The sequence below is a fragment of the Bradyrhizobium sp. CCBAU 53340 genome, assembly GCF_015291645.1.
Classification (GTDB): domain Bacteria; phylum Pseudomonadota; class Alphaproteobacteria; order Rhizobiales; family Xanthobacteraceae; genus Bradyrhizobium.
In genome coordinates this window covers 145,018-163,991 of record NZ_CP030056.1, presented here as the reverse complement: position 1 = coordinate 163,991, position 18,974 = coordinate 145,018, and the positions used below count along the sequence as shown (strand labels likewise).

The window sequence follows — 18,974 nt, the reverse complement described above, 5'->3', positions numbered from 1 at the left end:
ACATGAAGTCGAGCGACATCGCAATCACGCACAGATCATGTTGAATCCGGTTGCAACGATGATGGGGAATTCATGAGTTTCAAAGCAACCGGCGCTTCGCACGAGGCGACCCTACATTGCCCCAACTGCAATCACGAGATCCGTCTGACGGAGTCATTGGCCGCTCCCCTCCTCGCTGAAACCCGTCAGCGCTTTCAACAGCAGCTGGCCAGCAAAGATGCAGAGATGGAGCGTAAGACAGAGGCACTGCGGCTGGAACGCGAGCAGGTCGCTAAGGACCGCGAGCAAATCGAGGATCACGTTGCGAAGCGATTGACCGCCGAACGTGCCCAGTTGGTCGCGGCCGAAAGCAAGAAGGCGCGAGAGGCGGCCGCCGCCGAGCTGCAGGCGAAGGAAGCGGAAGCTGCGGAGCTGCGAGCCAACCTGCTTACCAACAACGCAAAGCTTGCCGAGGCCCAAAAACAGCAAGCCGAACTGATGCGACAGCAGCGCGCACTCGAAGAGGAAAAGCGCGAACTCGACCTGACAATAGAGAAGCGCGTGCAGGCCTCAATCAGCGAAATCCAGATCAAGGCCAGGCACGAAGCCGACGAGGCTGCGCGCTTGCGCGTTGCCGAGAAAGACCAGACCATCGAGTCGATGACGCGCACGATCGAGGAACTTAAGCGAAAGGCCGAGCAGGGATCACAGCAATCCCAAGGGGAAGTGCTCGAACTCGAGCTCGAAGATCTTCTGCGCGGACGCTTTCCGACAGATTCGATTGAGCCGGTGGGAAAAGGTGAGCTCGGGGCGGACGTAATTCAGCAAGTAAATGGTGCTATCGGCCAATCTGCCGGCATCATCCTTTGGGAAACTAAACGCACCAAGGCATGGAGTGACGTGTGGCTCGCCAAATTACGTGACGACCAGCGCCGTTCCGGCGCCGACGTCGCTCTGATCATCTCCCACGCGCTGCCGAAACAAATCGAGCAATTTGACCTCGTCGACGGCGTATGGGTGGCTCATCCGCGTTGCGCATTGCCGGTCGCCGTGGCGCTCCGCCAGGGTCTGATCGACGTGAGCAGCTCACGCCTCGTTCAGCAGGGCCAGCAGACCAAGATGGAGCAGGTCTATCACTACCTGACAGGCACGAAGTTTCGACAGCGGGTCGAAGCTGTCGTTGAGAAATTCAACGATATGCGCGAGGATCTCGACAAGGAGCGCAAGTTTATGGGCCGGCCAATGGGCCAAGCGGGAAACCCAAATCCTGGCCGTCATCGATTCGACCGTGGGCATGGTCGGCGACCTGCAGGCAATTGCCGGCAAGGCCATGCCGGAGATTCCCAGCCTAGATGCTCCGCTGTTGTAGAACGCTGTCGAGGCCGAACGGAAAACTGGGTGATCCGTCCCCTACCCTCTTTGCGCTGCATCCAGCGATTGGGCTCGATCGCCATTGATGGCGAATACTAAAGCGGAAAACGATCAGCTGTTGCGACGATAGATAAAGGTGACCGGCTTCAAACGGTCGTTCTCTGGCTTCCACGGACGCTGCAAGTCGATCTTTCCCCCTGATTTCTTGCGTCGGCCCAAGGTGATACCGTGAAGGACAAACAGCACGCAGTCGTGCAGTGGATTCTGCGCGTGCCCTTACTTCGTTCGCCGTCAGCACGATCTGCTCACCAGCCGTCGTGGTCTAGTCGGCCAGGCAACAAGGTCCTTGCCTCCGAACTGGACCACTTTAGCATAGCTGTGTTCTTTGCGCCGGGTTGGAACTGCGACAAGGGTTCATCGGCATAGTCGTTGCAGCCCAGCCAGATGGGTAGGGTCTACGGCCTCCATCATCGCGATCAAGGCCGCCGTGGCAGCCTTACTCTCCTCCAGCGTCATAGAGGAAAACCCGATTAGGTCATCGATGTTATCGGAGTGCGATTCCAGTTGCACGAGACGTTCCAGCGCGGCCAGGCGCTCGCCGTCGAGCGTAGCATGATCTTTTCGCAACTGGCCCATCTTCGAAGCGAAACCTGCACTTCCCGGGCACCGGAACGCTAAGAAAACGTCGAGCACTCGCCGAAGTACATTCGGCATCATGTAGGCGTATTCGTAGTCTGGATCTGCGCTGGCGTTGAACTTCAGGACGTGATCCACCAAGTAGTGGTATTCAGACTCATCCTCACGGAGCAGCTTTGACATCTCAACAATAGCTGTTGAGCGTCCGTCCAGCCCTTTTGGAATTTTGACATCTAAAAACAGGAGGCTTGCCGTAGGCGGGGTCGCTTCGTTGCGAGGTTTGTGGAAACCCTTCCAGGCTTTCTTGAACTCGTTCATGCAGTTTTGGTTGTGTGTCAAAACGAACACCTGAGCTGCATTCCCAAGCCGACTTAAAAGAAGGGAACACGCTTAGTTCAACGCTCTGCTGTCCAGGCTAGAAATCGGATCATCCACGACGAGGATACGGTCCTTGATCGAACGCCCTTCAGCCTCAAGCCTTGAAAGGAAATAGCAGAGTGCGATCGCCGTCTTCTCCCCTTCGCTAGGACTGCTGTCTATCGGCCTACCGCGACGGTGGATTTCATAGCCTTTTTCTACGCTTGCAATAGAAAGTTCCTTGTGGCCAAGGTAGGCCTCGATCAAGCGATTGATTTTCTCCGCAGCCTGACCGTGCTCTTTGATCCGAGATCGCAAGTCCGTGGCTTGCTCTTGAAGTTGATTGTAACTGAGCGTCCTAGCATCAACGTCCGTTTTGGCTTCGCTCACCGCGTCGCACGCGTTCTGAAACTCCTGGGATTTGTCAGCCAAATGGTGGCGCCTCAGAGCAAGACGGGCTTCATCCTGCCGTTGGGTGAATTGCGCGAAGGTCTCGTTGTGCTGCTTGATGGCAGCGTTGAGCGTGCCCACCCAGGCGTTTACCAAGCCCAACGTCACGGCGATCGTCTCGTCGTCGTTCCACGCCAGTTCCTCCCGTAGCGCAATTGTCGGTCGGGCTAACTTTGCGTCGATGGCGGCAACCGCCGGACTGAGAACTGTCTCGACCGCTTCTAGCAGGCTGCTGAAAAAGTCGTTTCGTGAGGCGGCTGGAGTGTGATTCTGTGCATGCGGTTGATTCCTTTCGATTGAGGAACGGGATGCGCGGCGAAGATGAGCATGCGGAACGCCTTTTTAGCTACGTGCGGCTGGAGACCCGGATCCCGGCGGACCATCCGCTGCGAGCGATCCGGGAACTCGTTGATGCGGCGCTGAAGGATTTGTCGCGGTCGTTTGATCGGCTGTATGCCCGCGAAGGACGGCCATCGATCCCTCCGGAGCGGCTGTTGCGAGCGCTGTTGCTGCAGGCGTTCTACACGGTGCGGTCGGAACGGCATGATGGAGCAGCTTGACTACAACCTGCTGTTTCGCTGGTTCGTCGGCTTGTCTGCGGACGATTCGGTGTGGGACGCGACCGTGTTCTGCAAGAACCGCGATCGGCTTCCCTGCCGCAGCTCTGTTGAGACTGTACGAGCATGCGCACGCTTGAAGTTTGCTAGCTGTTGCTCCTTTGCGCGAAAGAGCGCTTCTGCCGCGATCTTGCGTTCGTTGGCAACCGGTAGCGCTGCCTCCTTCTTTGCAAGCTCGGCGGCTAACTCGGCCTGTTCTCGGCCGATGTAGAAGACGGGTTTGGCCCGACCAGCCGACCATTGCAGATTCAGGTCGATGAAATCTTCATTGAAGACTGCAAGGCGATTGCTCAAGCTATTGCCCGCACCCGCCTTTACCGTCGTTCCTTCGCTTGTCACAAACTCGAACTCGCAACCAGCGGGTACCCGCAGCTATACCCGCTACATGCGTGTCGCTAAGCTGAAGTCGGTCTGATCAGTCGGAGACCGACACTGCTTCAACTGTTCGACAGATGGTTCAATGCTGGCTTACTTGTTGCGATCTCTGACCGCGCGGAATTTCGCAATCGCCGCTTCTCCATGGTGAAGTGTGGCGTCGAGAAGATCGCGATAACCCACGGCGCTCATGATATCCGTGGGAAGCCCCTTATACTTCTCGGTGGGATCGGGAATATTCTTGAGCGGCAGCGGTGGATAACTGCTATGGCGGAGAATCCTCGAATAAGTAGCCATCGACATCGCGAACCAGCCGAGGGGATCGAGCTCATCCTTCAATTGAAGATATTCGTTTTGATCGGCCTCAGGCCAATGGGGAAACGAGGGCGGCAGGAACGGCTCGGAAAAGCCCATCAGCGGATCGAGCTTCGCTGTGATCACCGGAGTGAAACAATTTTCGAGCCAACTCGGCTCGAACGCGTTCTGAAACTGATCCCAGGTGACCAACTCGACATTTGTCATCTGCGCGGCATCGCGGGCTCCCGACTGAAAGCCCGAACTCGAGATGATGTAGCCCTTGTGGGCGCCGACATCCGTCATCACGCTGCGAAAGGAATGAACCACGGTTTGGGGAACGGCGGCCCTCCAATGCTTGCACCCACAAAGGATGATGTATTTTCGTCCTTTCAGAGTTTCCTCGGCATAGACGTCGATTTCCGCTTGGCCACGAACAAGCTTCACCTTTTTTTCGATTTCGACGGCAAACCCGCATTCCGCCAAGATGCGTGCGGACTGTTCCTGAAGATCTTGCCAGCTTGAGGGGGTTCTCGATGTGATCATGCGAAAGGCGATTGAATGAACATAGCCGACGATGGACAGGGCGGCGGCGCATCAATGTCGCTCGTTGGCACGCTTCTGCAAATCTGCGCAGCGCATCATCAGACCGGCAAAAGGCATGGCGTCGCCGAGAAGCAAACCGGCATCGACCATCTTCTGATAGTCGGCCTCAAGTTCTTTGCGCATTTCACCGTCAGGGACGAGCTGGAGTTTGCCGGAAACGGCGGCATGATAGTCAATCACGTTGCCGTCCCGATCTTTTGTGCGAAAGAATTTGCTTTTCCAGTCGGCGACTTCGTTTGCGAGATCCTGATCGTCGAATGCAGCCTTGGCATAGCCAGCATCATCAAGCTTCACAAGGTCATGCCAATGGCGGGAGATGCGATCGCCTTTGATGCCTTGGGCGCAAAGGACGTGGACGGCGGTGGCTTTCTCCCAGAAGGTGCGCTGAGGCAGCATGATCTTGGGCGCCGCTGCCGAAAACGATAATTCCGGCAGATAAGATGCTGCGTCGCATGTGACCTGGCGTATCTCGGCCGGCTCGCCGGTTGATCGAGCACCGAATTCGAGTTTGACGGACGGCGCTACATATTCGGAACCTTCGGAGACTTGGTGATAGTCGATATAGATCACATCCGCATCGACGCGGAATTTTACATTCACACCCGTCGCCGCGGCATGTTGCTGTAGAACCGGCAGGGCTTCATCTTTGACCCACACGACTAACTTTTCGCGCGCAGCCTTCGTCCATTTGTCGGCTTGGGCGCGTGTCTCGGGTATCGGGTGATCGCCTTTGGCGAGTTCGGGAATGATCTGACGAACGTCGTAGGTGAGATCGATATCTTCGGAGAAGCGCTGGATGATGCCATAACCTTTTGAGAGCGAGGTGCCGCCCTTGAAAACGAGATGTTCGCCGAGCTTCGTTTCAAACAGGCCCTGCAAGGCCCATACGACCCAACTATCTTTTTCAAGCAAATGAATGGGTCGGCTGAGGCGGTGGCAGCAACGCCAAGTGCCTCAAGCCGATCTTCGGCAGAAAACGTCAGAAAGGATTCAGCCATAGCTTAGCAGCGATTGGCTGATCGATTTTGACATCCACGCAGGCAGAGCGGGGCGCACGGCGATGAGGTCTTGCAACGTTTCCGCCGACAATTTCTGCTTAAGGACCCGCAGCGCATCGTTCGCTTGCCGTTTGCCGAGCCATTCCAAGGCGCGAATGGCTTGCCCGGCAGCCGGCTTTGCCGGAAACAGCATCCATTCTGGCGCATGCTTCACCTCAACGGTTTGTGCGCCGAGCTTAAGCTCCCGGTCAGGACCAGACGTCAGATAGACGAGTTTCGTTGGCACCTGGGTCGTAAGACCAAGTGCGTTTGCAGCTGCTGCCCCGTGCGGGACGATTGTTTCGGCACGCGTGGCAGCGAGCGCTTGGACGACTTTCTCCGCTTGCGGTGCGCGTACACCGAACCGGGTTTTGACCGGCAGGACGTAGAACCCATGAGCAAGGCGCATCAGCTCGTTGCGCTCAGAAAGCCTTTTCAGAGCTTGATCGACCGCTGCACGGCTCCCCAAATGCAAAGCATCCTTAGCACCAATCAAGGCGCCTTCGGGCAATGTTCGGGCATATTCCAGAATGCGCTCAGCTACGGTCTGCATGCCCCTCCTCCTATCTGTCAGAAATAGATAGTGATTTCTGACAGCCTGCAATACTTAGCATGCTTGCCAAGCAAAATCAGCAGGTTAGCTGCTAAATTCATCAAGCAGGTAGGTCGAAACACGCTGGATTTTGTTCCCGAGCGGGCTGATGGATCGCACGCCCGCACCCTAAGATAGTGTCATGAGGAATCCGTCACGCAAGCTAATTCACCGAGGTTCCGATGACCCGAATTGATCGTTACTCGCTGGCTGTCGTGCCGCTCGAACAGCTCTTCAATGAAGAGAGCCTGGACATTGCCATGGGTTTTATTTGGAGCCGAAACGGACGTTTCTATTTGGTCACGAATTGGCACGTCATCACATGCCGGCGATTTCCGACTGGCGAAAACTTGCATAGCCAAGGCGCGCGGCCGAACAGGTTGCGCGTCTTGTTCAATCTGGGATTTCAGCAATTTGGAAAGCAGGAGCACCTGATAACGATACGTGACGACGACTCTCGCCCTTGCTGGCTGATCCACCCGAACCGGAATGTCGATGTCGCTGTGAGGGGGCAGTTTTCCATGGCGCGCGACATGTTTCCTGCGCTCCCGCGGCATTACGGGTGTCTGGGCGCGCTCAGGGGCGTAACGAGTCTCCTACCACTCACTCCCGCAATCACGTTTCCGGGAACAATCGCGGAAACAGCACATCCAAGGCCTCAACCGGAAAGCGGAGCGATACCGCGCCCTTGGGCGTGTCTGATCCGAGCACGCCGTCGGCAAGCACGTCAGCAAGCACGCGACGCGCGGTGCGCTCAGGCAAACCCGTTATCCGGGCGACGTCACCACGCTCGAACTGCCCGCGAACCAGCGCCTCTTCGAGGAGGCGCTTTGCTTCTGGCTTGAGCGTGTCGCTGCGTTCGACATAGGTGTTTAAGCGCGAGCCTAGGTTATCAAGCTCAAACAGCCCGTCCATGAACTTCACCTGATCAAGACAGACCTGGAGAAACCATAGAACAAACTCGTTGAGCGCCTTCAGCGAAAGATTGCCCCGTCCGTCGAGGTCTCCCTGTCGTGACGAGTCCGCCATATCCATCATGCGCTTGTACTCGCTCGGCGATTTGAGGCCTCGGGCGAGGCCGCGCGAAATCGACCATAACCCGTGTGAACCGATGCCGGCCAGCTGGGCCATAGCGTGGCTCATCAAGCGGCTAACGCGGCCGTTTCCGTCAGGAAACGGATGGATGTAGTTGAAGCGGTGATGCGCCGCAGGGATCGCCATGATTCGGCCGGCTGTTTTCAGCGGCCTGAAGGCGTAGCGTTGCTCGAAATAGCGCATAAAGTCGTCAACACGCTCGCTAGATGGCGGAACGTGACGGCCTATCGCAACATCATGCTCAGGCTTCGACCGCCATTCGCCGGGCACCATCATAAAGGTCGTGTCGTTGCCGCGGATTTGGAGCATATCGCCCGGCGCCCCTCGATAGAATTCACGATGCAACCACTTGATAAACTCCACTGAGGCCGGCTCACCGAGCTCGCTGTCGGCGGTAAGGCGATCGATCTCCGTCTGCACGCGTACATGTGCCGCGGCCTCCAGCTGAAGGTTGCGACGGCCCTCGTCTTGGTCAAGCTCCCCCTCGAGCGCGCGAGCAATGTCCTTTGGCCGCGTGTTATGGCCCTCGATGAGGTTGCTGTAGTAGGTGTTCATCAGCCGCACCAAGTTGGCAAGGTTCGCAGCTGTGCGCTGATGAAGCCCGACACCGAGCCTGGCCGAGGCTGCCGACAGGTCGGCAACCACATCCGCGATGGCCTCGGACGTTTCCTCAAGCCGCGCCGGCTCAATGCGCTGGGGTGTTTCTATCGCCATTGGCCGATCTTATCGCAAATTAACTAGCTGATTTTACGCATGAATTTCCAAATTACAACCGAATTTGGCCCATTTATTGGCCGATCTCCGATTGCGCTTTCGTGACCGCTGGAACTTTCATTCAAGGCATTGACTTTAAAGCATATTTTAGACCTTTAACGTTTCGATTGGCCGGTATTTTGGCCGGTCCTGCGATCTCTACATGAAAGGTTCTTCATAGGCAGTCCTCTCACCCAACGGCCCTCCTCGCTGGCCGGTACATACATATGCCTCGCCGCCCACTACGAAAAATACCAGTCCCGACGTACTGGGATGTTTATAATCTTCGCGCGACATATTCGGCAAACTCGCGCGCCGTGACGTGCGGATAGCGGCCATGACGGCGAGTGCTGCGCTGCGGCGTTCCTACCCGAGTTCGTGCATCGGCCACGGTCTTGGGCAAACGCCTGCGTGGCGCTGACCGATGACGGTAAGGAGGCCAAGTAAAGCGCTGCCGCAGACATCACGTTCGCCGATTTGAAGCGAGCCGGCGTCCGCTGGGGCCGCACTTGGGTCGATGCCCGCGTTACTGTCGTTCGAACCACTGTTGCTCCCCCGAGCGGTTACTCGCGCCCAGAAGAACACGTCGTCGAGGTAGTTCAACGGCAATATCTCGGAGAGTGTCACCCGGTCTCCGGGCTTCAATTGGACGCGCGCGGGCGAGTAGTAGGCGGATCCAGACTCGACGACCGGACAATCGGATCGGAGGTTGACTGCGATATCCGGGGAAAGCCTCGTGCCCATCAAGAATCCACGCTTATCTGCGTCGAGGAGTATCTGCAGAGTACTCAATCCGAAAGGCATGTCGGGCGTATTTTTGGCGAGCCGAGCCGAACGTTTTCCGAGAAAGACGCACCCTGAAACCGCGATTTCGATAGCATCTACGGCCGTGCTCGTCGGCCTGGTTCCGCCGAGCTCGGCCATGCTCGGAATGGCTTTTCGCGCGATCGGTGACGCGGTCGGACCGCTGAGGATCGATGCGAAGCGCGTCACCGGAATTGCGATGCCTTGCGTCGCGCTGCCCGGCTGGTTGGTCGCTTCGATCATAAGTCCGATCACCCGGCCATCCGAATCCAGCACCGGCGAACCGCTGTCCGATCGGACGTAGTCGCCGGACAAAGTTATCTTGTCGGCGGTCTCATCGAGAACGCGCGCGGCCTGGGCCGTCGCTTTCGCACTCTCCTCGCGCAACTAATCTGCTAGCCTAGTGCTTTGCAGTGAGTCTCGGACGACGATGGGGAATTACTATGGTCTACGCAAGGTGCAACTGTGGTGCAGTCATGCTCTCGCTCCCGGAAGAACCGTCCAAGATAGTCGTTGCTTGTCACTGCATCGACTGTCAACGTCGAACAGGTGCGCCGTTCGGCGTGGGAGCATATTACCCCGCGGAGGTTGTTACCGTCTCAGGAACTTCAAAAGAGTTCGCACATGCCGCTGCAAGCGGCGGGGAAATGCATAACTATTTTTGTCCGCAGTGCGGATCAACGGTCTATTGGAAAGTCACCAGCTTGCCTTCGATGATCGGTGTTGCAGTCGGCGCGATGGCAAATCCAAAGTACCCAGCTCCCGGCATATCGGTTTTTGAGAAATCGAAACACGACTGGGTTCAAATTGAGGGTGCCGTAAAGCACTTTCGGGAAAACTACCACCCGGAAAATTCAGGCTGAAATCTCGCCCCGCGCCGACGAGGTGATTGACGCGTCGAACTTGCGGTCCGAGGTCGGCCACCGCCTGCTTAAACCAATCTTCGAGCAGACGAGGGTCGGATTCGATCCACTTGCCTTCCCGAAGAGCGAGCCGGAGTTCGTCCTGATTGAGGCGCTCGTATATCTCGTCATCGAGCGTCTCTGCATCAAGAAACAGCGCGCTGTCAGCCCGCTTGGTCAATGCGGCGTCCTCGGCCAGCCGAACGAACTCCTGATCCGGGATCGCGTACAGCGGAAGGTCGATGTAAGCTTTGCTGTCGAGGACGACGCGGACGCATTTTTTGGCTCGTCTATCCAACGTCCATTTTCGTTTTTCGCAGAGCGGCGCAAGGACCGTCTCGACCAACCGGTAGTAACCTGCGGCCGCGATCACGGGGTTTCCCGTCTTGGCGAGAAACGAGACCGGAAGGTAAACGCCATCGTCGTAATCAATCTGCTGCGGCGGATGTGCCGGATCATTGAGCGTGCGATACGCGGGCGAGGCACTACCCTGCATACGGAACTTCAGACGCAATCGAGGTTCGGTCGCGCCCTTCCGAACGGCAGTCGTTTCCATAACCAAACTACGATCCGCGAAGCGTTGCCAATCCGAAAATCCAGCCTTAAGCGTCTCTCGGATCTCGTCACGTGCCTTGCGGAGCTTTCCCTCGCGCGGCTCCGGTACCGTGAGCCGGGCGAGATAGTCGTTCTCGGTCGCCGCGTCAGTGAATGCGCGATGCAAGTTGAGTAGAGCCATTATCACCCCCAAATCGAGCGGAATATCAACAAAATGTGGTGGGCTGCTGCCCAGACACGAGAGGTGACGTGAACAAATAGGGTCCCGCCGGAACGCGCCTTCTTTCCCAGTTAAAAATGCGAGAGGATTCGGTCTTCCGGTGGGCAAGCCGTGGTTTGTAACAAAACTTCAAAAAAATATAAGTGATTTCAATACGATCTGGCAGAGAGAGTGGGACTCACCCCCTTTCGGGGTCGCGGACCCCTTGTTTACAAGCCTAACCTTCATTTTCAGGGGTTCTTGTACGGCCGGTCCCACACCGAGGTGCTCCACCATGTCGAATTTCAAGATGCCCAAGCCGATCAAGCGACCGACCTCCGAGAACTACTGGATCCGCAAGAAGGTGCCCCTGGTCGGCAAGACCGAGCTCTGGGCCACTCTGGGGACCAAGGACGAACGCCAGGGCCAACATCAAGATCGGCGCCGTCAACGTGGCCATCGAGGCTCAATGGGCCCGCCTGCGTGACGGGGCTGCCCGGGCGGCGAACTCGACCGAGGTAAGTGGCGACCCGCGCCAAGCTCAAGAAGCCTCTGTTCTACGATCCGGAACGTCGTCGCGGCGGAACGGTCAGGGCATCCTCAATTCCACAAGCTCGCGGAGCGGATCGGCGAATGGGTTCACGGTCCCGGAATCAACATACCCTACGACGTGAAGCCCAACCACGGCTGGCGCCATCTGTTCAAGAGCGTGGCGAGGCACGTCAAGATGGACCGCGAGGTCGAAGGCTTCATCACCGGCCACCGTCCCAAGGACTCGAACGCGGGCAACGACTACGGAGACTGCTGGATCGAGACGATAGCGGCCGAGATCGAGAAGTACCCGCGCTACGACATCGCCGCTCTTGATCATCCCCCGGTGCCGCACAAGCGCCGCGGGCGGACCAACTTCGACGTCGCGATCGCGAAGGTGGCGAAGGAAGGGCGCAAGGCAGCACGCGCGAGCCGGAACTCTGGTGCTGGCTAGGCGACAGAGGAGAGCGGGTGGATGGGGCAAGCGGAATTCGCTTCCCAATTTCCGGATTTCTCCGGGCAGGAGTAGCGGATAGTGAAGGAACTGGGGTAAAAACGACCTGTGATGTCGCAAAGCTGTCCACCTTCGCCGGAGTACCCGCCGATCAAGACCGCCGATCTCTACCTCATCGGATGCGGAATCCTGCCTGCGCGAGACGTCACTTTGGAAGCGCTCTCGATCCTGCGTCAGGTGGTCTCATATACGACGCTGCCAAGCCCCAATCTCCGGTCGTTTCTCGAAAGCAACGGGCTTGATTTCGTCAACATCGAGCACCTCTACGAAAAAGGGAAAGAGCGAGCGAAGATTTACGCAGATGTCGCCGCCCATATTTTCGAAAAGGCGACCAGGGAGCGTCCGGTCGCGTATTTGACCTACGGGCATCCGATGTATCTCGACGAGCCCGTTCGTTTGATGATAGCCGGCGCACCGGCAAGAGGTCTGCGGACGCACGTCGTACCAGGTGTCTCATTCGTCGATTCCATCATCGCACGATTGCCGCTTGTGGTCGGCCCGGCCGGCTTCCAGGTCATCTCGGCCGATCCCTTGGTCGAAGGCACAGCCTCGATCAATCCGTGGCGATCGACCCTCGTCGCGCAAATCGGCAGCTTTCGGATCCCCACCGCAGACGGCGAGCAGGCATTGGCTCCCGCATTGCTGGCACCATTGATGGAGCGGCTGCTCGAGCAGTATCCCGCCGACCACCGCATAACTTTTTGCGACCTCGATGAGAGCGGCGCGGAGCCGCTGTTTCTGACCGTTCCGCTTTGCGCTTGGAGCCTGGCGGCGGATGGGGTAAATTACGCGACGACAATCTACATTCCGCCGATCGACCCCGCCAATGGCGGTCGCGAGAACGGCTTTTGAAACGGGACGTTTGCCATGACTACCGGCCCACTTGAGCGCGTGCTCGCCAGAGCGAAGGAGTTGCTGCTGACGGCGCCCGACGATTGCGCCCGTGAAATCAGAGCAATGCCGGAATTCACACAGCTGTCATCAGCCGAGCGGTCGGCTGTCGCGCAGTTGCCCGTGCGCGAGATCGCCGGTTTCCTGGCGACCGCCGATATCAGGCGTGTGGCGTCACGGAAGGCTGCGCAGGCTTGACGCAGACAGGTGAGCCCGAACAGGACTCACCCCCGCCGTACCGCGAAGTCTACGCGGCGGCGATTATGCCGTTCTTGTACCAACCCAATATTCATGAGTTTGGGGGATGCGGGAGCACGAAGCACTTCACGCGAGTAAAGTCTGAAAAAAAGACGGCCAAGGCAGCGACGTCCCCCCAGCAGACGCCCGAAGCGGCGACACCAAGCTGGGTCAAGGCATTCGGCAAAGCTAGAGACAACATCTACAAGGCGCAACCGGCTTGGCGCGAGGTCACTCAGTTCAGCATCGAGGTGCCGATCGAAAAATTCGACCTCTATAAACAAGAGCTTGAAGAGAAGCCTGATAGAGAGGAGGCTAAAAAGCCGCGGAAATTTCCGATTGAGAATCCTCGCTTCAGGGCGATCGTTTCACTCTTCCCTGGGACGGGCGTCGGCACGATCGCCTTCTGGCTGAAAATCGGGTCAATCCATGCGTGCGATGCTTTGCAAGCGGTTGACCTCTTCAAGCTGACCGACCCCGCTGCGGCTTTCGGCTGTCTGAAGGTGGCTCACAGGTCGACCCCCTTTGAGCAGGTCTCGGACCTTGCAAAATTTTACCTGCAGATGTTCCGGGAAGAATCTCCGGCCTTATTCACCGAGCCCCCCGAGCGTCCTGCGGTTCATCCCGAGCTGCGACGATGGAACGAGACCTATAGGCAAGTCTTGGAACGTGCCCGAGCCTACTGGGCCAGATTTCAAGAGAAGTATCCGGATCTTTCGCGCGACTTCAAGGAACCAAGTCAAGAGGGTGATGAACAAGACCCGTCTTTCTCCTATCCTTTCTTGTACGTTTCCTCCGTCGCGGACACGAGAAATGCGGCCGACCTCAAAGAGGGGAAAACAGGGCAGGAGATCGTTTCGATCAACAACCGCTACCGCCTCTTGGACCAAACCATTGCGGCCTCCGAGGTCGAACAGGCGTTCGAGGCCAATCTACTACAATACGACTATGGGGTGATCCTGGTCTCGCGTGCGAGCACGGTCGAAATCCATGCGGAGATGCCGTTCTCAAGGCCGAAGGCCGGGCAGACGGTGCAAGACTCGATTCTCGACGACCTCTTCCAGTTGATGCTCCTCGCCGAGGTCCCGGTCATGCAGTTGTTTTCGCTGCAGCACGTGAATTTACGACTAGGGAGCGATCTCGAGAACGTTCGGACCGAGTTGCATCCTAGGACTTGGCGTAACCCGCTCGCTGTAGCCTTAATTTCGCTGGTGGCTCTCTTTGTTGCAGTAGTCATCATTTACGCATCTGTGCGGGCATCGTGGCCGCTAACACTTTTGAGATGGCCAGCGAGGCTTTTGGAAGTTTGCGCTTCCATCCTCTTCTGGCTGTCGATCTCGGTGGTCGCTTTCAGCTTAGCAGAACCGCTTTGGCAGAATTTGCTGCAAAAGCGGAAGTTCATGAACTTGATCAGCCGCTTCGGCACTGTGTGGGTAGCCGGTGAAGTGATCTACGGTCGATTCAACGATGCCTACCAAAGCGCGTTTCCGATCGCCCAACTGACGAAGAGTTACGAACAGAAGCAGGCGACACTCGATTCGCTGCTTGAGTCCGGGTTCCGTCTATTCGTTACGGTCGTAGGCCTGCTGGTCGGGCTGTTCACTGCGCTTGTTCGATGAGCACAAAGGCGCCGGTCTCGTCTCAGCGAATCCTCCTCGCCGACGATGGCACAGAAAGCATCTTCTCGGCGCCGGAACGACCAAGCTCGCTTACAAAGCCGCACGCCTGATCGCCTGGGCAGACGACACTGGAGGCTCTTGCGGAGCAAGGGGTCGACCGCGCGCTCGACCTCGGTCCGGGACACGCGCTGGCCCAGATGATGCAGAGCACATTCCCCTCGATCCGATGTTATGCTTCCGACGGATTCCACAGCATCAATGGTCTGCGCGACTGGATCGCCTTCAGGAAAGCGATCTCGTCCTCGGACGCTGTCTCGCAGACGTCGATGTACCCAGGATTTGGACCGACCGTCGCTGCCGTCGCTCCCGCGATAGCCGCGCCTCTTGAGTAAATCCTTGAGATCGAACGGGGATTGCTCCGCCCACACCCGCAGCGTCGGCTTGCGGGCGGTCCCGAGCAGGAGCGCGAGAGCAGGCTCTCCTGTTGTCGGCAGGTCGATCGAGAGGATTTCCAATAAAGCGTGGCAATCGTCGACCGCGCGATGCGCATGGTGGAAGAGGCCGGCACCGTTCAACAGGTAGCCGAGACGCGACCCCTCGAAGCCATGCTTCCGCCAGTCGACCTCGGTAGCCGAGCATCCCCAAGCCTTCGTCTCGAAGACCGGCCAACAGCGCGCCGCCATCTCTGCTGCGAATTGCGCCAGCCACGGCAGATCATACCGCGGTTTCATGAAGAGCGGCGATTTGCCTGTCAATCGGCCTGCAAATTTGACCCCTCATCGGCGTCCAATTTTGACCCCTTCGTGCGGCGGGCTTTGCTGGTAGCGCTCGTCTCGTCGGAGCTGGCCGGGATAGCGGAGGCGAGACGAGCGCGGTGGCGTGATCGTCGTCTCGGCTCTTGAACCGCCAGCTATCGTTGCCGGTTTCGACAATGTCGCAGTGATGGGTCAATCGGTCGAGCAGCGCGGTGGTCATTTTGGCGTCGCCGAACACGCTCGGCCATTCGCCGAAGGCGAGATTGGTGGTCACGATGACGGAGGCGCGCTCATGGAGCCGGCTGACGAGGTGGAAGAGAAGCTGGCCACCGGACTGGGCGAAGGGCAAATAGCCGAGTTCATCCAGCACGATGAAGTCCATCCGGGTCAGATGCTCGGCGAGCCGTCCTTGCCGTCCGTTGCGGGTCTCGGTCTCGAGGCGATTGACGAGGTCGACGACGTTGAAGAAGCGGCCACGGGCACCGGATCGGATGCAGCTTCTGGCGATGGCAATGGCCAGGTGGGTCTTGCCTGTGCCGGTGCCGCCAACCAGCAAGACGTTGCGTTGTTGGGCGATGAAGCCGCCGCCAGCGAGATCATTGACGAGAGTCTGATTGATCGGCGTGCCGTCGAACTGGAAGTCGGCGATGTCCTTGGCCAACGGCAGCTTGGCAATGGTGAGCTGGTATTTGATCGACCTGGCTTGCTTCTCGTTGATCTCGGCGTTGAGCAGGTCGCCGACAATGCGCTGAGGTTCGTGCTGGCGCTTGACGGCAGTTGCCATGATCTCGTCGAAGGCAGCCTTCATGCCGTAGAGCTTGAGTTCGCCCATGAGGTCGAAGATTTGGGTTCGTTCCATCAGATGGTCCTCCGGAGGTTGTCGTAGCGGGCACAATCGGCGATCGGCGCATGACGGAGCGTCAGTGCGGCCGGCGTCATGATGTTGGCCGGTGGGGCGGGTTCACGTTGACGGGCCAAGATATTGAGCACGACATCGGCGGAATGGACGCTGTGACTGAGCGCTTCGGCACAGGCCGCTTCCACCGCGGGCAGACCGTCAGTCAGCACCGCGTTGAGGATGTCGATCATTTGCCGATTGCCATCGTCCGTGCTGGCAAGTTTGCGCCGGATCCGCTCGATCGCGGCCGGCAGCACCCAGTCTTTGAAGGGAGCACCGTTGCGCAAGGCGCCGGGTTTGCGGGCGAGCACCGGCACGTAATGCCAGGGGTCGTAGACGGTATCGCCGCGGCCAAAGGATCGCGGGTGCTCGGCAACGATGCGTCCATCCTGACGGATCACGATGCGATCGGCATAGGCTTGAACCTCGACCGGCCGTCCGACTGCGCTGGCTGCGACCGAGTACTTGTTGTTGTCGAAGCGCACCAGGCAGGTCTTCGAGACCGATGCCGTCACCGCATGGAAGCCGTCGAAGCGGCCAGCATAGGGAACGAGTTTGGGGCGTTCGGCTTCGAACACTTCCCAGATCGTCTGATCGACCAGCTCCGGATGGCGATGAGCCTTGGCGTAGGCGATGCATTTGTCGAGCAGCCAGGCGTTTAACTCGTCGAGGTTTTTGAACCGCAGCCGCGGCGTGAAGAAGCGTTCCCTGACCAGCCCGACCTGGTTCTCGACCTGCCCCTTCTCCCAGCCCGACGCTGGCGTGCAGGCGACCGGATCGACCAGATAGTGGCTGCACATCTGCAGGAAGCGGCGATTATAGAGACGCCCTTTACCGACGAAGATCGTCTCTACGGCGGTCTTCATGTTGTCATAGATGCCGCGGGTGCAGGTGCCTTTGAACAGCGCGAACGAACGGTCGTGGGCGTCGAACACCATCTCCTGCGTCTCCCGCGGATAGGCCCGCACGAACAGCATGCGGCTGTGACAGAGCCGAACATGGGCGGCCTTCACCATCACCGTGGTGCCGCTCAGCAAGACCACCTCGTGGCTCCAGTCGAACTGGTAAGCTTCGCCTGGGGCAAAACTCAGCGGGACATAAGCGGCTGCGGTCGATTGCCCGCGTTCCTTGCTCCAGCGCCTGGCGTAACGCCGCACCGCATCGTAACCGCCGTCGTAGCCGCGGCGGCGCAGCTCTTCGAAGATCCGGATCAACGTCAGCTGTTCACGAGCCGGTTTGGCCGCGTTCGCCGCCAGCAATCCGTCAAGCTCTACTGCCCATCGGCCCAGCTTTGGCCGCGGCTGCACCTGCCGCTCGTACTCGAAGGAGGTCTCTCCCGACCTCAGCACCTTCCGGACCGTGTTCCGCGACACCTTCAGGTCACGGGCGATCTCCTTGATCGTCTTGCCCTTGATGAAGTGCTCGCGCCGGATCCGGGCAATCGTCTCCACGATCAGCATCCCCCACCACCTGCTTCGTTCCAAAGCAGGCAGCGCAACAGACCAATCTGTAGGGGGTCAATTTTGGACGCCGATCCCCCGGCTTAGGGGGTCAATATTGCAGGCCGAATGACAGTTTGAGGCCAAGCTTGATCACCTTGCACCGAAGAGCGACACGGCGAAGGCTTTGCGTTACGCGCTGCGTCATTGGAACGGCCTGGCGCTCTACCTTGATGACGGGCGCATCGAATTGGACACGAATGCTGTCGAGCGTGCGATGCGGCCGATCAAGCTCAACGCCAAGAACTCCCTTTTTGCCGGTTGCGACGAAGGTGCCGAGAATTGGGCATTGCTGGCTTCGCTCATTGAGACCTGTAAGCTCAATGGCGTCAGTGCCGAGCACTGGCTCGCTGACGTTCTCGCCAAGCTCGTCAATGGTTGGCCTGCGGCGCGGTTGGACGAACTGCTTCCCTGGGCGTCGACCTATACGATGCATACACTTGATCCGAGGCTGGCGGCATGAACCTGAACACGACCGCGGTCCGGATCAAGGTGACCCTCAAGGATGTGAAGCCGGCGGTGATGCGTCGCCTCGTCGTACCCGTCACCTTGCGCCTTGATCGGTTGCATCTGACGCTTCAGGAGGCATTCGGCTGGACGAACGGTCACCTCTTCGAGTTCTTCGCTGGCGATGTTCATTGGGGAATTCCTGATCCCCACAACGATTACGGCCACCAGCCCATGGATGCGAGCAAAGCGCGCCTCTGCGACATCGTTCGCGAGACCGGCGCCAAGACGATCCACTATCTCTATGACTTCGGCGACAGCTGGGACCATGTGATCAAGCTCGAAAAATGGTTCGAGAACACCACGACGGAGGGACTTCCCTTCTTGCTCGAGGCCGCCGGTCGTTGTCCTCCGGAAGACGTAGGCGGTGCGCCGGGTTATGCCGAATACCTCGAAGCCATCAGAGACCCCGCCCATCCGGACCACGAACATATGCGCCTCTGGGGCCCGGGGCGGTTCGATCCCAACGTCGTCGACCGGAAGGCGCTCGAAGCCGCCGTCAACGCGTTGTCCGACATATGGAAACCGCGGCGGCGCGCTACGCGAACAAAATAGGCGTCAAGCGCCATTCAAAAGGGCCGCAGAGCTACACTTACCATGAATCCGAAGGTAATGCTGTTCGACGAGGTCCTGCCGCGCTCGATCCGGAAACAAAGAAGGAGGATCTGGTCACCATTCGCGATCTCGCCGCAGAAGGCATGACCTGCATTCTCGACACCTACGAGATGGGCTTCGCTCGCGAAGTGGCGGATCATGGCTACTGCACCGATGGCGGCGTCATCGTCAAGCACGGTGCACCAAGTTCGATCTTGGGTACGCCACGCGAAGAACGGACCCGGGTATTTCTCGATAAAGTACTGGGTTGATCTAACCGCCGCAGTATGAAGATTCAGGAAACGCC

General features: G+C 58.4%; 14 protein-coding genes and 9 pseudogenes. 11 read left to right on the top strand and 12 right to left on the bottom strand.

Going from position 1 to position 18,974, the window contains the following annotated elements; translation table 11 throughout:
* The first annotated feature begins 72 nt into the window (after positions 1-72).
* Positions 73-1,348, top strand: a pseudogene (locus tag XH89_RS37380) (DUF2130 domain-containing protein).
* A gap of 416 nt (positions 1,349-1,764) precedes the next feature.
* Here XH89_RS37380 and XH89_RS41495 read toward each other — a convergent pair.
* Positions 1,765-2,976: pseudogene (locus XH89_RS41495) on the bottom strand (AAA family ATPase).
* A gap of 125 nt (positions 2,977-3,101) precedes the next feature.
* On the opposite strand from XH89_RS41495, the pseudogene XH89_RS37365 reads away from it, so the two are divergent.
* Positions 3,102-3,444 (top strand): annotated as a pseudogene (locus XH89_RS37365) (transposase); the annotation flags it as partial.
* Here XH89_RS37365 and XH89_RS37360 read toward each other — a convergent pair.
* The 7 genes and pseudogenes from XH89_RS37360 to XH89_RS37330 all read right to left on the bottom strand — a co-directional run bounded on the left by XH89_RS37360 (position 3,354) and on the right by XH89_RS37330 (position 9,353).
* Complete coding sequence (locus XH89_RS37360) at positions 3,354-3,749, bottom strand: AAA family ATPase (RefSeq protein WP_164935606.1); 396 nt, start codon at positions 3,747-3,749, stop codon at positions 3,354-3,356. The pseudogene XH89_RS37365 and the gene XH89_RS37360 sit on opposite strands and share 91 nt — an antisense overlap.
* A 129-nt stretch (positions 3,750-3,878) precedes the next feature.
* A complete protein-coding gene (locus tag XH89_RS37355; RefSeq protein WP_128929596.1) occupies positions 3,879-4,625 on the bottom strand; it encodes a restriction endonuclease in 747 nt (248 codons plus the stop codon).
* Between the two features lie 51 nt (positions 4,626-4,676).
* Positions 4,677-5,683 (bottom strand): annotated as a pseudogene (locus tag XH89_RS37350) (nucleotidyl transferase AbiEii/AbiGii toxin family protein).
* Positions 5,676-6,275 carry a DUF6088 family protein gene (locus XH89_RS37345; RefSeq protein WP_128955174.1) on the bottom strand — a complete coding sequence of 200 codons (600 nt, stop codon included), beginning with the start codon at positions 6,273-6,275 and terminating at the stop codon, positions 5,676-5,678. The pseudogene XH89_RS37350 and the gene XH89_RS37345 overlap by 8 nt, the downstream one beginning before the upstream one ends.
* A gap of 179 nt (positions 6,276-6,454) precedes the next feature.
* A complete protein-coding gene (locus XH89_RS37340; protein WP_128929598.1) occupies positions 6,455-6,871 on the bottom strand; it encodes a hypothetical protein in 417 nt (138 codons plus the stop codon).
* A gap of 58 nt (positions 6,872-6,929) precedes the next feature.
* A complete protein-coding gene (locus XH89_RS37335; RefSeq protein WP_128929599.1) occupies positions 6,930-8,123 on the bottom strand; it encodes a Fic family protein in 1,194 nt (397 codons plus the stop codon).
* 405 nt (positions 8,124-8,528) lie between these two features.
* Entirely contained in the window at positions 8,529-9,353 is an 825-nt protein-coding gene (locus XH89_RS37330; RefSeq protein WP_128929600.1) for a hypothetical protein, read from the bottom strand.
* Positions 9,354-9,409: 56 nt separating this feature from the next.
* On the opposite strand from XH89_RS37330, the gene XH89_RS37325 reads away from it, so the two are divergent.
* On the top strand, positions 9,410-9,829 hold the full coding sequence (locus tag XH89_RS37325) for a GFA family protein (RefSeq protein ID WP_128929601.1): 420 nt from the start codon (positions 9,410-9,412) through the stop codon (positions 9,827-9,829).
* Between the two features lie 52 nt (positions 9,830-9,881).
* Here XH89_RS37325 and XH89_RS42010 read toward each other — a convergent pair.
* Positions 9,882-10,604 (bottom strand): annotated as a pseudogene (locus tag XH89_RS42010) (CBASS cGAMP synthase); the annotation flags it as partial.
* A gap of 313 nt (positions 10,605-10,917) precedes the next feature.
* Here XH89_RS42010 and XH89_RS37315 point away from each other — a divergent pair.
* The 5 genes from XH89_RS37315 to XH89_RS37295 all read left to right on the top strand — a co-directional run bounded on the left by XH89_RS37315 (position 10,918) and on the right by XH89_RS37295 (position 14,414).
* Positions 10,918-11,109, top strand: coding sequence for a hypothetical protein (locus XH89_RS37315; protein ID WP_128929603.1), 192 nt, complete (start codon positions 10,918-10,920; stop codon positions 11,107-11,109).
* A 240-nt stretch (positions 11,110-11,349) separates the two neighbouring features.
* On the top strand, positions 11,350-11,607 hold the full coding sequence (locus XH89_RS37310; RefSeq protein WP_128929604.1) for a hypothetical protein: 258 nt from the start codon (positions 11,350-11,352) through the stop codon (positions 11,605-11,607).
* 111 nt (positions 11,608-11,718) lie between these two features.
* Positions 11,719-12,519, top strand: coding sequence for an SAM-dependent methyltransferase (locus XH89_RS37305; protein WP_194408521.1), 801 nt, complete (start codon positions 11,719-11,721; stop codon positions 12,517-12,519).
* Between the two features lie 15 nt (positions 12,520-12,534).
* Positions 12,535-12,756 carry a hypothetical protein gene (locus XH89_RS37300; protein ID WP_128929606.1) on the top strand — a complete coding sequence of 74 codons (222 nt, stop codon included), beginning with the start codon at positions 12,535-12,537 and terminating at the stop codon, positions 12,754-12,756.
* Positions 12,753-14,414, top strand: coding sequence for a hypothetical protein (locus tag XH89_RS37295; protein ID WP_128929607.1), 1,662 nt, complete (start codon positions 12,753-12,755; stop codon positions 14,412-14,414). Before XH89_RS37300 ends, XH89_RS37295 begins: the two co-directional genes overlap by 4 nt.
* Before the next feature lie 280 nt (positions 14,415-14,694).
* Here the strand turns inward: XH89_RS37295 and XH89_RS41490 are convergent.
* The 3 pseudogenes from XH89_RS41490 to istA all read right to left on the bottom strand — a co-directional run.
* Positions 14,695-15,094: pseudogene (locus XH89_RS41490) on the bottom strand (hypothetical protein); the annotation flags it as partial.
* 211 nt (positions 15,095-15,305) lie between these two features.
* Positions 15,306-16,028, bottom strand: a pseudogene (gene istB / locus XH89_RS37290) (IS21-like element helper ATPase IstB); the annotation flags it as partial.
* Between the two features lie 8 nt (positions 16,029-16,036).
* Positions 16,037-17,527: pseudogene (gene istA, locus XH89_RS37285) on the bottom strand (IS21 family transposase); the annotation flags it as partial.
* 115 nt (positions 17,528-17,642) lie between these two features.
* Here istA and XH89_RS37280 point away from each other — a divergent pair.
* The 3 genes and pseudogenes from XH89_RS37280 to XH89_RS37270 all read left to right on the top strand — a co-directional run.
* Positions 17,643-18,029: pseudogene (locus tag XH89_RS37280) on the top strand (transposase); the annotation flags it as partial.
* Positions 18,026-18,628, top strand: coding sequence for a plasmid pRiA4b ORF-3 family protein (locus XH89_RS37275; protein ID WP_128929609.1), 603 nt, complete (start codon positions 18,026-18,028; stop codon positions 18,626-18,628). The pseudogene XH89_RS37280 and the gene XH89_RS37275, both read left to right, overlap by 4 nt.
* Positions 18,592-18,939 (top strand): hypothetical protein, encoded by a 348-nt coding sequence (locus XH89_RS37270; protein WP_371746379.1) that lies wholly within the window; start codon positions 18,592-18,594, stop codon positions 18,937-18,939. Before XH89_RS37275 ends, XH89_RS37270 begins: the two co-directional genes overlap by 37 nt.
* Positions 18,940-18,974 lie beyond the last annotated feature (35 nt).